Source organism: Ktedonosporobacter rubrisoli (genome assembly GCF_004208415.1).
Classification (GTDB): Bacteria; Chloroflexota; Ktedonobacteria; order Ktedonobacterales; family Ktedonobacteraceae; genus Ktedonosporobacter; species Ktedonosporobacter rubrisoli.
On sequence record NZ_CP035758.1, the window covers coordinates 3,520,410 to 3,534,155 of the forward strand.

Sequence of the window (13,746 nt, forward strand, 5' to 3'; positions counted from 1 at the left end):
TCGTCAAAACTCTTCTTAACTGACGAAATCGGCCTGCAACGATGGAATCGCTTCTCTCAAGCCACTTTCCTGGGCGAACAGCGGCAAAATGCCGCGATTTTTAGAACAGGCGCACCTCGTGCGCAATGTACGCTGCTATGGAATTGAGATTTCGACAAGTTGCACGAGATCGGCAATGAGTACACTTGCGTGTGCAATCCGTGTCATCGCCAGCACCGTCAAAGCCCATTCCTTTCTTCTCTTTCCCGAGTACTTCACACGCGAGCGCAGCTTTCGGCAAACTCCCGTACCAGGTTGAGCACGCGTTCTGGCTGTTCAAGCTGTGGGAGATGGCCAGCTTCTGGGATGAGTTCGAAGCTAGCATGGGGCAACGTCTGGGCGTAGGCACGGCCATACCCGGCATCAACGATTCGATCGCTCTCGCCCCACACCACAAGGGTAGGGATGCTCACGCGTCCAAGTCGGCGCCTTAGCTTTGGGTCAGCCATATTCAGCCCTTGATCATACACATAAAGGGTCTTGATGTTTCCGGCACGAGCCCTGGCCTGCTCTGGACTTACGGTCGCTGGATCGACGCGGAAGGCTGCCGGATTGTGGAAGCTGAGAGCTAAAAGTTCATTGGGCGAGAGTGTGGACGCATTAGCAACAGGATGCCCATCGACTTGAATGCCAACGGCATCAATCAGGACGAGGCCGGCGAGGCGCATAGTATTGTAGACTGCCATTGCAGAGGTGATCCACCCACCTACTGAGGAGCCAATGACCAGCACATCCTGCAAGTCGAGTCGTTCGAGGAGTTCTAGATAGGTCAGTGCGAGATCATCAATACTATCAAACCACTCAGGACGTGGCTCACCCTCAAATCCAGGGTGGGTCGGCAAGAGCACATATGCGTGACTGGAGAGAGCCGCAGCCAGTCCTGCGACGCTCTGCGGCCCAGCGCCTCCATGCAAAACCAGGATGGGATGGCCGCTTCCTCCTTCATGGATACGAACCATCAAACCATCGGCAAAAGATACGCTTCGCGCATTGAGAGGAGGGAAAGTGCTCATAGCACCTCTTCTTTCTATTAGAAAACTCACACTTGCCAGCGGGCTCCTATGAAATCGCGCAAGCAAGCCATTGAGAATAAAAAACAAGCTAAGAAACCACCACAGTGTCGTAGCGAGCCATCAATTCAGCAAACTGGCGCGAATCTGGCGTCACCCCTGCCTGAATCAGTTGGCTTAATTCTTCAAAGTAGCCAAGATAGCGCGGAGGAGTGAAGGTGTTGAGAAAACGAGCTGCTTTGCCTGTCGGGTTGCTGAAGGTATGCACTGCCCCAATGGGTACCATGACGAATGTTCCTGCACCCGCTCGCAAGGTCTTGGTCCCAGCCAGAAACTCTAATTCGCCTTCGAGGACGTAAAAGCTCTCTTCAAACGTGCGATGGAAATGAGGCGGCGGGGTAGGAGCATGAGGGGCTACGCTTAATTCTGCGATGCCCAATGTTCCTCGTGTATGTGTCCCATCCTCTTGTACCAGCATCTGAATCGGACCAAGAGGAATCGTACGTCCTTCTCCCGCTTTGAGGATCACGGCATGGACGAACGCATCCTTTGAAATCTCCGTCATCTATCTCCTCCTTTATGATACCTTACCCTCTTCATGAGAGTCGACTATCATCATAGTACCAGAGTTTTACTATCTATGCAAGTACTCTCTCATAGTACAAGTGTGATATCATGAAGGTGAGGAGGAACAAGATGCACAGTAAGCACGATCTGCCCGATGCGAGCAGCTCAGGCCGCATGAACCAGAAAATCCGTACCCGTCAAGCGATCATCGAGGCCTGCCGCGGCTTGATTCGCTCAGGCTCCGCTGTGTCAATCCCCGAAGTCGCGCGGGTCGCACTGGTCTCGGAAGCGACGGTCTACCGCTACTTCCCCGATCTCCCCTCTCTGGTGAACACAGCCATTGTTAGCCTATGGCCCAGTCCAGCTGAGGCGCTTGCCCCTATCGCCCACTCCACCGATCCGGTGGAACGTATCGCCTTCGCCGCTGAGATTTTCCTTCGGCGTGTACAGGCCTACCAGGGAGCGGTGCGTGCTATGATCGCAGCCACCATAACGCAACCAGAGGGCCCCGCTACGAGGCCAAAACTCCGGTTTGACTGGATCGATGAGGCGCTGGCCCCGGCAGAGGCTATGCTCGCGCAGACTGATGCTGAGGCGTTCACACAACTCAAGCGAGACCTGGCGGTGGTCGTCAGTGCGGAAGCGCTCTTTACCCTCACCGATCTATGCGGGCTCAGTCCTGACGAAGCGATCTCCACTGCTGCACGACTAGCGAGAACCATCACCGCAGCGGCCCTCTGCGATGGTTCCCCAACACTGCGCTGAGGGATCAGTCATTCGCCAGTCTCCTGATGCTAAGGTGCCTTTCAAAGCCTTTTGAGAACAGATCATGGTCCAGCGTGGTCTTGTCAACTTCGTTCAAAAATACTGATGAGATATAAGGAGAAAAGCGATGAGAAGGCAATGAGAAGTGGGGAGCTTTGTTGGTTATGCGACCTACCTGCTTTAGTGAAGTCAGAGGAGCGGGTAGTCCGGTGGAAGAATATCTCTCCTTTCCCTATACACAGGCGCTGGTAGTGCCAAACAGTTCATGCGATGTTTGGCTAGCAGCCTCTTCTCGCAGCCCGCCTCTTACTCACGCCTTTGTGGGAGAAGTAAATAGCTGTGTGATCTCCCCAGCCCTCTTGACAATTTAGTCTTTTTCCTATAATATCTAATATTGTATCAATGTTGTGATACACTAATAGATAAAGACAAAAAGATGGCTATCTGGCTACAGATCAATCTACGCAGTAACGTCCCAATTTATGTGCAATTGGTGGAACAGATCCAGCACGCCCTGGAGGTGGGCACCCTCTCCCCAGGAGAGACGCTGCCTTCGGTGCGCGAGCTGGCCAGCGAGCTCTCCATTGCGCCCAACACGATCGTCAAAGCCTACAACGAGCTCCAACGTCTAGGCTTCACCGAGAGTCGCGCGGGCAAAGGAACTGTCGTGCTGGGCACGGTTGCCGAGCGCATGCGCATCCAGCAGCAAGAAGCACTCTTGGAGCGCGTGCACCAGATGGTCCATGATGGCAGCCGTCTGGGACTGAGCGCCGACGCCTTACGCGTCCACTTTGAGCACGCCATCATGCAATTCTATCCTGAACGCCAACAGCAGGGAGAAAAGTCATGAAGCATTATGAGCGCACACGAGAACATCACACATCCCTGCCATGGGAACCAGAGGAGAGCGCGGCCATAGAGCTCGTCCACTTCAGCGCTTCCTATGGAGGAAGATCGGTCCTCCACGACCTGAGCTTCACGGTGCCTCGCGGCTCGATCTTCGGCTTGTTGGGAACCAACGGAGCTGGCAAAACCACGACTATCAAAACCCTGCTGGGCTTTCGTCCTCCTCAGAGTGGGGTGGTGCGGGTGCTGGGCTATGAGGTAGGCAGGCAGCAGCAAGCGATCAACGCCCTGGTGGGCTCGGTGAGTGAGCAGAGCAGCCTCTACGATGGGTTGACCGTCGCCCAGCTTTGCAGGCTCTCGTCTCAGCTGCAGCGGCGGTGGAACCAGCCGCTGGTGCAACGCTTTCTTGATCTCTTTGCCTTGCCTGCTCACGCACGCCTCAAGACCTTCTCCCGGGGCATGCGCTCCCAAGTGGCGCTGTGCCTGGCGTTGGGCCATGAGCCGGAGCTGCTCATTCTTGATGAGCCAACCGCCGGCCTTGATCCGCTGGCCCACCAGGTGGTGCTCTCCACCCTTATTGGGGAGGTGGCAGCCAGGGGCACAACCATCTTTTTCGCCACCCAGCAGCTCGCTGAGGTGGAAGCCATGGCCGATCAGGTCGCCGTCCTGCACGGGGGCAGGCTCAGCTTATATGACGAGGTGGACCAATTGCGCACCCGGGAGCAGTTTGTGCGCCTGGTCTATGCCCAGCAGCCCCCGGCTGAAGAGATGGCCTACCTGCGCGGGCTGCCCGACGTACTGAGGGTAGAGCAGGAAGGGCGAGCGGTGCGCCTGCGCATGGCCGGAGAGGCTCAGGCGCTGGTGGCGTTGCTGCAAGCGCGACCCTATGCCTTGCGTGATCACGAGGTGGTGGCGGTGCCCCTGGCAGAGGTGCTGCTCACTGCATTGAGAGGAGAAGGAGCATGATCCTCAAAGAGGTGCTGCAAGCGCGCTGGAAGGTTCTTATCTTCGCGTTCCTGGCTCTGGTGGCCTCTGCTGGCAATATCGCCATTTATCAATATCATAAATATCTTCAAGCAAGTGGCAATGCAGCCGCTCCCCTCTTCCAAGAGCTGACGCACGACCCGGTGAAGAACTATTCTGCATTCGTCTGGGGCAGCTGGTTCGCCACCAACGGCCCACTTATTCTCCTCCTGTTCGCAGCAGTTTTAGGAGGCGGGCTGATCGCCGAGGAGGCAAGAACAGGCACGATCTTCTTCTTGCTCAGTAAACCCATCAGTCGAGAACGTATTCTATTGGCCAAATACATGGTGGGTACAGGACTGCTGCTGGCCGTGAGCGTGATGAGCAGCCTGATCCTGGCCCTCGCTGGCCTGGCTCTAGCAGAGCCACTTGATGTGCTCACACTGCTCATCGCAACGGGGCTGCTCTGGTTGGTGGCTTTAGTTCCTTTGGGGCTGGCCCTCTTCTTTTCCATCCTCTTCTCCGACACGCTTCGTTCGGTGGTTTTCTCTTTGCTTGTGACGGCTGCACTGATACTCGTAACTCTTTTCCTGTCCCATGGAGGCGTATGGAGCATGGATTACGCTTGGAAAGCCTCTCTAGCGATTGATTTTCCGTTCGTGGCATCGATCATCTGCCTCGTCGCGGCGCTGCTGCCGCTGCTGGCAGCTCTGCTTGCGTTTCGAAAGAAGGCCTATTAGCCAGGGAACCATGGCAATAGCTTAGCCAGAATAAACCGGCTGCTGTTTGATGGAGCAGACACCGGGCTTTGCACAAATCCTCTAAGTACATTCATGTGGCTTTCTCGGAAATGAGGGAGGATCTCAGGGGTTTGCAAGAAAACTTGTCTCAGCTAACAAAAATGGGTAATATTCCAGGAAAAGGGGTTCGCGTTTTTTGCAGTGAGGCATTGATCGTCTCCTGCACTCCTGAGAGGAGTATTCATGCCCAAACAGCGATACCAAAGCCAGGAACCTACTCACGATTGGGACCAGATTCGCCCGAAGCTAACCGACACAAATAACCTACGAAATTATTCGTCCGGTAATCCTTTGGGGGGAGACACCGAAAGAACGTGCCGTCGAAACAGGCATGTCGATGCGGACCATCTACTACAAGTCCAACCTCTTTGACCAAGCGGGTATGGCCTCCTTGCTCCCACCTGATCCACCACCAGTTGTTCCCAGGCAAGACAAACGGACCTTGCCGCCAGATATCCGGCAAGAGATTGTGAATCTGCATGCAGAGTACTCTGCCTTTCGCCCCAATGAGTTGACGACCATCTGTTTTGTGAAATTTGGGCGCAAACCCTCTCCACAAACCATCAAACTGGTTCTCGCCAGTGGACCTAAGCCCTCGCGGGAGCGTCGGTTTCAGCGGTTTACTGAGATGACTGACGCGTTCACTCGTCGACGGACAATCATCTAGTTGCATGCTGAGGGATGGAATGCGAAAAGCATTGCAGGCTATTTGGTGACCAGTCGACAAACGGTTCATACCACGCTCAATAAGTGGGCCGAGGGACAATTTGCAGGACTGCATGATCACTCGCACGCGCCTCATCAACCAGCACGAAAAACGACGCTCAAAGCGATGTCTGAGGTGAAAAAGCTTGCTGAGAATCCAGAACTGGGCGCCTACCGCGTGAGTGCAGCTTTGGAGCAACTGGGCATCAAGCTGAGTCGATCTACCTGTGGTCGTTTACTTGCCATCAACCGTGACCTATATCATCTGAAAATGCCGCGTCAAGGAGGGCGTCCTAAAGCGCAGATGCCATTCCGGACCGAGAGGCGTCATCAGTTCTAGAGCGTGGATATTCGCTACTTCAGCGACTGGCCAAAAGCTTGAGCCAATGATAGAATAGCAGAGAAAAAGAGAGGATCAGAGACAAGCTAAGAAGAAGGGACCGATGAAAGCGTATTCACCGGATTTGCGAGAACGGGTCGTACGAGCAGTTGATCAAGGATATCAGCGGGGAGAGATCATCAAGCTATTCGGCGTCTCACGAGCGACCATCAAACGATACCTGAAGCAACGGCGGGAGACGGGGCACCTGCACCGCAAACCGATCCCCGGTCGTCCCCCCAACAAACGTGCTCCGTTGCAAGCCGGTCTGGAAGCCCAGCTTGAAGCCTCTCCTGATGCAACCCTCGCGATGCGCTGTCATTTCTGGGAACAGACCTCTGGTGTGCGTGTGAGCACGAATACCATGAGTCGAGCAATCCGACGACTGGGCTGGACCCGCAAAAAGAAAACGCTTGGAGCCACGGAGCGCGACGAAGACCAACGCGCAGCTTGGCGTGAACAGTGTCCACATCTGGATGCCACCAAACTGGTCATCATCGATGAATGTGGGACGCACATTGGTTTGACACCGCTGCATGCTTGGGCTCCCAAAGGGAAACGAGCGTATGACCACGTGCCACGCAACCGGGGCAAGAATCTGACGTTGATAGCCTCTCTCTCATGGGATGGGTGAGTGCCTGCTGCTTGACGGATCAGCCAATCGTGCAGTATTTGAACAGTACATTGAACAGGTCCTGGCTCCCCATCTCATCGAGGGACAGATGGTGGTGATGGATAATCTGGCAGCCCACAAATCGGCGCGGATAGAGGAAGTGATCCGGGCCAGGGGATGCCAACTGCTCTTTCTCCCCAGCTATTCGCCGGATTACTCCCCGATTGAAGAAACCTTCTCGAAACTGAAAACATTCCTGCGCCGAGTAGGAGCTCGCACGCGTGAAGCCCTGCACGACGCCATTGCCCAAGCCTTGCTCACCGTGACTCCTCAAGATGCGCAAGGTTGGTTTCGCCATTGTGGGTATCTTCCGCAGAGAGGCGAGATACCCATCTGACCATCGTTGGTTGACTGCGACGGAGAGCCATTAAAGGCCAGGCCAACTGCCTGTATCAGCGAACGCAGGCGAGCTGTGAGTCGCAAACTGGGTTGGAGGAATTCGGGGAAGCGCTCGGTAAAAACTTTCCGAGGGCATGTTGGGACTCGGCAAAAGAATTTGTGAACCAACAGGAGGAGCTTGACCTGTTGCCCGACGCATGGGAGTTCACGCGGATGCCGTCGGTACAGGCTGTGAACGACTTCTGATGGCGTTGCGCACACGGGACAGGGGCAACTGGTGCGATTGGAAACAACTCGCACAAGCAACCCATCGTCGGTGAGGCTGATGGCGGTGATCTCCAATCCCTCTGGGAACGGTAAGAGTGGTGTGGTGGGCATTCCCTTGCTACCTCTGCTTCAAAAAGATGCTCACAGTGTAGCAAGCTGGCTGAGAATTACCAGGGTCTCACCAAAAAGTTACATGAGCCCATTCTATCTTAGCGTTGATACATCCATCTGGCTCGCTTTAATGAGCATGTGATGGCCTCGTATTTAGGCCAGGAGGAAGCCTGGATCTTGAAGAAACAGGGGTGACCAGAGGAGCAAAAGGGGCTCAGCGGAAAAGATGAGGCAAGAGTCACTGTTTTCCCGGCCTGAGAAATGAGAAGCCCCTCTCTTTCCCTCAACGTGGATCAGAGAATGGCTCAACCTTTTGGCGCGCCGCTGTTGGATATACACCGACTGGAAGGAGTGGAAATGGTCTACTGCATCTCGATCCTGGAAAACTTCAGCCGAGGTGTGACAAGAAATTCGTCACGAACATTATCTAAAGCAAAGGAGGTAAGCCTTTGGTAAGATTCAGGTCTTCCCCCAAAGACCTGATGGCTACAGGCATAGCTTTCGGTTGAGCAGCCGGAGGTGAGAGAACTGCCTGGACAATGTGGACAAGAGGGGCTCGCTCTCGCTCCTCACTCGGTCTGCTAGCCAAAGATGCTACAAGGATGTGAGAATTGCCGAGTTGGAGGCAGAACTGGCTCGGTATCGTGAGTATTTCGAGGGGCTGCGTCTGCAGGTACAACAGAAGGAGCATGGCGGCTAGCTGCTTAGTGTTCTCCACCTGAAGCATGAGTTACACGCGCACGAGAAAGCCATTCACCTGTTGACAAAGAAAAGAGCGCTGTGATACCGTAGGTCCGTGTGAGCATCTTTGTTCCTCATGAGTGCATATCTTCTTGGAGGTACGATTCATCCATGTTCGCCTGATTCATTATGGTTCTGAAATCTGAAGCATGTTTTTTGCTGCCGCCTCAGTTGAGGAAGGCAGTGTGTTTGGATGCCAATGCGAGACATCCTCTCGCAGACACGAGCCATGATGAGAACGACGAAAGAGAGAAGCATTCGATGAATCCTCCTGCCATCTATGAGTATTCTGCTGTGATTCCTCACAGAACACAGCCTGCCGTGCTCCTGCTGCATACCGAAAACGGCTGGTCCCTTCCTTGTTGGCAGACAACAGAACGCCCCTTTTGGCAAACCTGTGATCACATCAATCAAACCATTCAAGCCCTGCTGGCGCTGCGCGTCATTACCTTGCGCTGTTTGTTCATCGACCAAGATACGGGAAGCGGACATTTAATTAGAGTCTATGAATTTGAGAACCGAGATGCGCAATGGCGTCCTCCTGTCAATGGTTCTTGGATTGGGTTCTCTGAGTTCAAGACCCTCCCGCTGACCCATCAGATGCAAAGAGCAGTGCTTGAGGCCTGGTTCACAGAGCAAATTGAGGGCATTCCGACAGCTCGACGCGCTTGGGCGCGAACTGGTTGGTTTGATGAAACAGCACGTTGGATCGTCGAGACACTCCAGGGACAGGCGATTGAGGTAAGTGAGGCAGTGCAACAGATCCGTACCTGGGAGCGTTCGTGCCTCTTGCGAGTAGCAACCACACATGAACAGGTCTATTGCAAAGCCGTTCCAGCCATGTTTACTCACGAACTTCCACTGACCCAACATTTGGATGTCCACTGGCCTTCCCACGCTTCTTCGGTACTTGCGGCAAATCGCCAACAGAGCCTCTTGCTGCTGCGCGATTTCGGTGGGCCGAAACTTGGCGAACGAGGAATCTTTGCCCGGTGGGAAGAGGCAGTGCATACCTTTGCTATGCTCCAGCGAGAGACGGTAACGCACGCAGATTCTCTGATTGCAATGGGATGCCCTACTCGTACGCTTGATGACTTGATAGAGGATATCAGAACCTTGCTGGCTGACACTGAGGCCCTCTTTGTCGGAGGAAAAGGTCTCACCAGCTCAGAGATTGCTGCGTTGCACGCTCATCTGCCCCACTTTCTGAACCTTTGCCAGGAGTTGAAAACCTATCAGCTCCCCTACGCATTGGAACATGGTGATTTCGGCCCTGCGAATGTGGCCTGGGTTGAACAGAGGCCACTATTTTTCGATTGGTCAGATAGCTCAGTTGCCCATCCCTTTTTCAGTCTGTGTCTCTTTCCTGAAGAAATGGAAATCTCCTTCCCTGACACGCCTGATTGGCAAATGCGCCAACGGTCTGCTTACTTGAGACCATGGGTGCGCTATGAGTCGTTGGAGCGTTTAACCCGAGCATTTGAAATTGCCCAATGTCTTGCGCCTTTGCATCACGCAAGCCGATATCACCGTTTTATCTTGCCTCACATGGAAGCAAAGTGGGAAATGACATTGATGATTCCTGCCTACCTGCGTTGCCTGCTGTAAACAGGGAAAAGAGCATATGCCGTTTCAGATCGCAGCTCTTGTGCTCTGAAACGGTATTTCTTGAGGAAACACTATCGAAGCCACGACAGGTGGCATGGATGTCATTGGCAAATGTGTGCCATGCCACCATCAAAGCTGGCTGAGTATGAATTTGAGCACCAATATCAGCTACTCCACGAAACACTTCTTGCGCGTAGGCAACCCGCGCTTGTATGACCACCCCTACCAGAGTCCCCAATTGCCATTGTGGGAGTCAGGGGAAGTGGAGTGGTTTGTGATCCTTCGTGCCAACTCGCAAGCTCATCGCCGACGAAAGAAAGGTCATCTTCTGTTGCTTCTGCCACCCTTATGGACTACTCAAGATGAAGCAAGTGGACAAATACTCTTGATATCTTTTTATGATCTTCTTTCCAGTTAAACGTTTCTTGTAAGACATGGTTGAGTCTGCTACAATGGAGTCACACGACAAGTCCGTTCATGACGATGACAGGAGAGATCGCATGTTTGAGAGGTATCCCTTTGATAGCGAAGCGTACAAAAAACGAGTGAAAGAAGGTCCTTGTTTTATCTGCGAACTCGTGGCTGGGAACAATCCTCACCATATGATTTATGAGGATCAAACTGCTGTCGTGTTTTTAACCAAACACCCAGTACTCTATGGGTACGTACTAGTTGCTCCGCGAGATCACCGAGAACAGGCCACTGGGGACTTTACTCTGGAGGAGTATCTTCAGCTTCAGCGACTCATTTATCGAGTGGCTGAAGCTCTCAGACAGGTTGTTCCGACTGAACGACTCTACATTCTCACGCTCGGCAGTCAACAAGGAAATCGACATGTGCATTGGCACCTGGCTCCCTTGCCTCCAGGCGTTCCTTATGAACAGCAACAGACTGTCGCTCTTGAGCACTCCAGAGGGGTACTCGCTATTCCAGATGACGAAAAAGCCTCGCTTGCCCACTCCATTCGTCAAGCTATGGAACGGCTCGGTCCTTCCTCTGCGCCTCCTTCCTCGAACTGATCCCTCTTTTCAGGTCACGTCCACAACTTTTCTGTCTCATTCCTTATTGAATACTGAAAGAGTAGTATCACATCCCTTTCCAGCTAACAAGTTTTTTTGCAAGGGATGGTAACAATATGTGTCAAGCATCCTGGGTCTCCCGATCTTTTGATGAATCGTGGTCGAGCCTCCCTTGAACGGTTTTACTAGCCGCATTGCAACACTCGCTTGCGTAGGATCTCGAAGCTAGCGCGACCATAGGATTGACGCTTGAGCAACTTCAATCTATGAACATGCCCTTCTACCGGGCCTTGAGACCAAATCAGCGTGAGGCCAGCTTTCACTGCATCGTAGTCCTTCTTGAGTGAGGCTGCAAATCTTTTGAGTTCCGCAATACCCTGTTCCTCCGCCTTTTGAAGCCAGACATCCAAGCGGTCTCCAGCTCGCTCTCGCAACAGAGTGGTAAACTCGGTGATGAGGTCGTAAGCAAGCTGGATCTCTTGATCAGCCTGACAGAGTTGAAGCAAATACTTCTGCTGCCAGTCCAAGCGCTGGTCTTGCTTAAAGGTGATCCAATGAGCCACCTGTGAGGCGGTCGGCGGACGCTTGGGAGGGGCTTTAACAGGAGTGGTCGTCTCAGGATCAACGTGTTTGAATTTTCTGGCATTCTTCTTGGTCCGGAATTGAGCAAAGTAACGGACAATGGGCTGGTCCGAGCCAGTGTATCCCAACTCCAGCAGTTCCCGGTGAACCTGTTGAGCATTCCGTACGCCATCGTTCCAACGCTTGATCAGGTAATCTTTGTATGGAGAGATGCGCGAGCGATCTTGCTGATTGATACGGGTTCGCGGTGGCGGTTCCGTCATCTTCAGATAGTAATAGACCGTCCTCCGACTTACTCCCACCTGGCGTGCAATGTTAGCGTATCAACTTTTTTGGCAAAGAGGTCGTGGATTTGGTGATAGCGCTGCACTTGCTCCTGATGGAGCTTCTCGCTCTTTTCTTCCTGCCGTTTGCTCCCAGTCATTCCGGCGTACCAGGGAGTGAGCTGGGCCGCTTCCTCCTCAGAAATCTTTTCCGAGGGTTTTTGAACGAGGGCTTTGAGCTGCGCGGCTTTGTTCAGGAAGAACCCTTTCATGCTTTCTGAAAGGTTCGATAACAGGTGCCAGCGGTCGGCAACCTGTACCGCGTTTGGAGCCCCTTGTCTTATCCCGTCTGCATATGGACCTGCCCGATCGCGGCTCACGATCTCGACCCCTGGATGTTCTCTAAGCCATTTTGCTACGGTGATCGATTCTCTGTCTGGCAAGAGATCCACTGGAACGTGTGTTTCTAGATCTATTAAGATCGTGCCGTAGGTCTTGCGCTTACAGAAGGAGAAATCGTCCAGTCCCAGCACTCTGGGGGTGCGCATCTGGGAGGAAGGCTTAGCTCGGATAAGCCCTAAGAGGGTATCTGGGCTGCTAACCAACCCCATCCCGGCGATAAGGCGTTTGCCCGCCTCCCCACCCAATGCGAAGCCAACGAGTGTGAAAAGGTTGGTAAGCCGCAAGGTGCGTCGAGCAGAAGGAGCGACAACGCTGGGCACACGCTCTGTAAAAATTTTGCGCTGACAGCCGGGATTGGGACAGAAAAAGCGCCGGACATGGAGCAGGAGCTGGACTGCATATCCCATCCAGGGCAGGTCAGCAACGACACGCTGATACTGAGAGTGGACCTTTTCTGATCGGAAGTCGCAGAGAGGGCAACGAGCTTGCTGTGCTGTTGTTTTTACCGTGGCGGTGATCACCTTCCCCTCGGCTTCGAGGTGAAGCAGGTGTAAACAGCTAGGATCAGGTAAGAGTGCTTGGTCAGCCATCGGAGAGACCCCTCCTTCTATCAGTTCCGCGTCATTGATGCCCAGATGCAGTATATCGGTCGTCTTGCGCGATGGCTATGAAAGAGGCATTAAAATTTGGCTTCATAAGCAACTAGGCAGTGTTTTTCATCAAAAGATCGGGAGACCCAGCATCCTGTAGGTCGGTTTCGGAAGGAGGGAGCCATGAGGGAATCCCTAGAGATACCACCTCTGAGAGCAGAAGAAGTCGAAGCGTTAGACAGCTTGTATCGAAGCACCAAAGAGATGATCAAACGGTGCGCAACTGGGGCGTGTCGGTGGTCGGCGGAAAGGATTGAGAGAAAATTTTGTCAGTGATTGGCTCCAAAGCCAAAAAGATAGTGTGAGTGTACTTAGCGCAGACCCACGACACCTGTTCAGGAAGCGCAAAGCGAGACTGCCAGACCTCATCGACAAAGCCGATAGCCCAGTCGGAGCGTGAGCTACAGGACTCAATCAGACGGTTGTGGGCGTTTTTTACTCCGTGGAGAGGGTCTTGAGCTGGTGATCCAGCGCTTCGCCCTCCTCCAGTTGATCTCCAACCGTTTGAGATCTCTGCGCACACTCTCGTCGGAGATCAGCTTGCTGGTCAGTCCAACCTCGAAGCAGACCTGGACTAGCAGTTCCAAATGACCACCTATCGTCTTCTTTGCCAAAATTGTGCGAGCTGCGATGGAGCAAGTCGCGCAGGCGTTTGCCATCTTCTGCTCGCAGTTTGGTCCGCAAGTGGTATGGGCGCGTCGTGCCTGCTTGGAGCACGATGAGCCCCTTGGTAGTGAAGCCATGGAGCTAGTTCGCACCATCCCCTCGTCGCAGGCCAGCGCTCGCGCAATGGCTGGAACTCGCTCTTTGCGGGAAGAGGCAAGCAAAATTTGGCAATGACGTAAGACAAAGGCAGCTTTGGAACGCAGCTCCGCCTGGATACTGGTTTGCTCGTTTTCGGTATGTGGCCCAATGAAGATAGGTGCTCTCATACTTTCTCATATCAGCTTGCTTTCTTATGATCTTTCTTGGGCCTGCACCAGGTAGATGCCGCCACCCTGAGCCGGTCGGCATCTA

At 53.5% G+C, this 13,746-nt stretch carries 15 protein-coding genes; 10 read left to right on the forward strand and 5 right to left on the reverse strand.

Features of this window, described 5'->3' with window-relative positions; all coding sequences use genetic code 11:
* Nucleotides 1–254: 254 nt before the first annotated feature.
* Nucleotides 255–1,052, reverse strand: coding sequence for an alpha/beta fold hydrolase (locus tag EPA93_RS15760; RefSeq protein WP_129888428.1), 798 nt, complete (start codon nucleotides 1,050–1,052; stop codon nucleotides 255–257).
* An 88-nt stretch (nucleotides 1,053–1,140) separates the two neighbouring features.
* On the reverse strand, nucleotides 1,141–1,614 hold the full coding sequence (locus EPA93_RS15765) for a cupin domain-containing protein (RefSeq protein WP_129888429.1): 474 nt from the start codon (nucleotides 1,612–1,614) through the stop codon (nucleotides 1,141–1,143).
* 131 nt (nucleotides 1,615–1,745) lie between these two features.
* Here EPA93_RS15765 and EPA93_RS15770 point away from each other — a divergent pair, with 131 nt between their 5' ends.
* The 10 genes from EPA93_RS15770 to EPA93_RS15810 all read left to right on the forward strand — a co-directional run bounded on the left by EPA93_RS15770 (nucleotide 1,746) and on the right by EPA93_RS15810 (nucleotide 10,832).
* Nucleotides 1,746–2,381, forward strand: coding sequence for a TetR/AcrR family transcriptional regulator (locus tag EPA93_RS15770; RefSeq protein ID WP_129888430.1), 636 nt, complete (start codon nucleotides 1,746–1,748; stop codon nucleotides 2,379–2,381).
* A 436-nt stretch (nucleotides 2,382–2,817) separates the two neighbouring features.
* Nucleotides 2,818–3,231, forward strand: a complete 414-nt coding sequence (locus tag EPA93_RS15775) for a GntR family transcriptional regulator (protein ID WP_129888431.1) — start codon at nucleotides 2,818–2,820, stop codon at nucleotides 3,229–3,231.
* Entirely contained in the window at nucleotides 3,228–4,193 is a 966-nt protein-coding gene (locus tag EPA93_RS15780; protein WP_129888432.1) for an ABC transporter ATP-binding protein, read from the forward strand. The genes EPA93_RS15775 and EPA93_RS15780 overlap by 4 nt, the downstream gene beginning before the upstream one ends.
* Nucleotides 4,190–4,930: an ABC transporter permease gene (locus tag EPA93_RS15785; protein ID WP_129888433.1), complete on the forward strand. Its 741-nt coding sequence runs from the start codon at nucleotides 4,190–4,192 to the stop codon at nucleotides 4,928–4,930. Before EPA93_RS15780 ends, EPA93_RS15785 begins: the two co-directional genes overlap by 4 nt.
* A gap of 397 nt (nucleotides 4,931–5,327) precedes the next feature.
* Nucleotides 5,328–5,657, forward strand: a complete 330-nt coding sequence (locus tag EPA93_RS15790; RefSeq protein WP_129888434.1) for a hypothetical protein — start codon at nucleotides 5,328–5,330, stop codon at nucleotides 5,655–5,657.
* 45 nt (nucleotides 5,658–5,702) lie between these two features.
* Nucleotides 5,703–6,035, forward strand: coding sequence for a helix-turn-helix domain-containing protein (locus EPA93_RS15795; protein WP_165423153.1), 333 nt, complete (start codon nucleotides 5,703–5,705; stop codon nucleotides 6,033–6,035).
* Between the two features lie 103 nt (nucleotides 6,036–6,138).
* Nucleotides 6,139–6,708 carry an IS630 family transposase gene (locus tag EPA93_RS49815; protein WP_242527418.1) on the forward strand — a complete coding sequence of 190 codons (570 nt, stop codon included), beginning with the start codon at nucleotides 6,139–6,141 and terminating at the stop codon, nucleotides 6,706–6,708.
* A complete protein-coding gene (locus tag EPA93_RS49820; protein WP_242527419.1) occupies nucleotides 6,701–7,084 on the forward strand; it encodes a transposase in 384 nt (127 codons plus the stop codon). The genes EPA93_RS49815 and EPA93_RS49820 overlap by 8 nt, the downstream gene beginning before the upstream one ends.
* Before the next feature lie 1,382 nt (nucleotides 7,085–8,466).
* The gene (locus tag EPA93_RS15805; RefSeq protein WP_165423154.1) at nucleotides 8,467–9,813 is read left to right on the forward strand and encodes a phosphotransferase; all 1,347 of its coding nucleotides are present in this window, start codon (nucleotides 8,467–8,469) and stop codon (nucleotides 9,811–9,813) included.
* 500 nt (nucleotides 9,814–10,313) lie between these two features.
* Nucleotides 10,314–10,832 (forward strand): HIT family protein, encoded by a 519-nt coding sequence (locus EPA93_RS15810; protein WP_129888437.1) that lies wholly within the window; start codon nucleotides 10,314–10,316, stop codon nucleotides 10,830–10,832.
* Between the two features lie 185 nt (nucleotides 10,833–11,017).
* On the opposite strand, the gene EPA93_RS15815 is transcribed toward EPA93_RS15810, so the two are convergent.
* From EPA93_RS15815 to EPA93_RS49825, 3 genes are all read right to left on the reverse strand, one after another.
* Nucleotides 11,018–11,677 carry a transposase gene (locus tag EPA93_RS15815; protein ID WP_129888438.1) on the reverse strand — a complete coding sequence of 220 codons (660 nt, stop codon included), beginning with the start codon at nucleotides 11,675–11,677 and terminating at the stop codon, nucleotides 11,018–11,020.
* Nucleotides 11,678–11,706: 29 nt separating this feature from the next.
* Entirely contained in the window at nucleotides 11,707–12,669 is a 963-nt protein-coding gene (locus EPA93_RS15820; protein ID WP_129888439.1) for an ISL3 family transposase, read from the reverse strand.
* 495 nt (nucleotides 12,670–13,164) lie between these two features.
* Nucleotides 13,165–13,446 (reverse strand): hypothetical protein, encoded by a 282-nt coding sequence (locus EPA93_RS49825; protein WP_242527420.1) that lies wholly within the window; start codon nucleotides 13,444–13,446, stop codon nucleotides 13,165–13,167.
* Nucleotides 13,447–13,746: the final 300 nt, after the last annotated feature.

Coding starts and splice junctions, on each gene's coding strand:
- EPA93_RS15780 (WP_129888432.1), top strand. CDS start 3,228: ATGAAGCATTATGAGCGCACACGAGAACATCACACATCCCTGCCATGG.
- EPA93_RS15805 (WP_165423154.1), top strand. CDS start 8,467: ATGAATCCTCCTGCCATCTATGAGTATTCTGCTGTGATTCCTCACAGA.
- EPA93_RS15815 (WP_129888438.1), bottom strand. CDS start 11,677: ATGACGGAACCGCCACCGCGAACCCGTATCAATCAGCAAGATCGCTCG.
- EPA93_RS15765 (WP_129888429.1), bottom strand. CDS start 1,614: ATGACGGAGATTTCAAAGGATGCGTTCGTCCATGCCGTGATCCTCAAA.
- EPA93_RS15775 (WP_129888431.1), top strand. CDS start 2,818: ATGGCTATCTGGCTACAGATCAATCTACGCAGTAACGTCCCAATTTAT.
- EPA93_RS49815 (WP_242527418.1), top strand. CDS start 6,139: ATGAAAGCGTATTCACCGGATTTGCGAGAACGGGTCGTACGAGCAGTT.
- EPA93_RS15810 (WP_129888437.1), top strand. CDS start 10,314: ATGTTTGAGAGGTATCCCTTTGATAGCGAAGCGTACAAAAAACGAGTG.
- EPA93_RS15760 (WP_129888428.1), bottom strand. CDS start 1,052: ATGAGCACTTTCCCTCCTCTCAATGCGCGAAGCGTATCTTTTGCCGAT.
- EPA93_RS15790 (WP_129888434.1), top strand. CDS start 5,328: ATGCGGACCATCTACTACAAGTCCAACCTCTTTGACCAAGCGGGTATG.
- EPA93_RS15820 (WP_129888439.1), bottom strand. CDS start 12,669: ATGGCTGACCAAGCACTCTTACCTGATCCTAGCTGTTTACACCTGCTT.
- EPA93_RS49820 (WP_242527419.1), top strand. CDS start 6,701: ATGGGTGAGTGCCTGCTGCTTGACGGATCAGCCAATCGTGCAGTATTT.
- EPA93_RS15770 (WP_129888430.1), top strand. CDS start 1,746: ATGCACAGTAAGCACGATCTGCCCGATGCGAGCAGCTCAGGCCGCATG.
- EPA93_RS15785 (WP_129888433.1), top strand. CDS start 4,190: ATGATCCTCAAAGAGGTGCTGCAAGCGCGCTGGAAGGTTCTTATCTTC.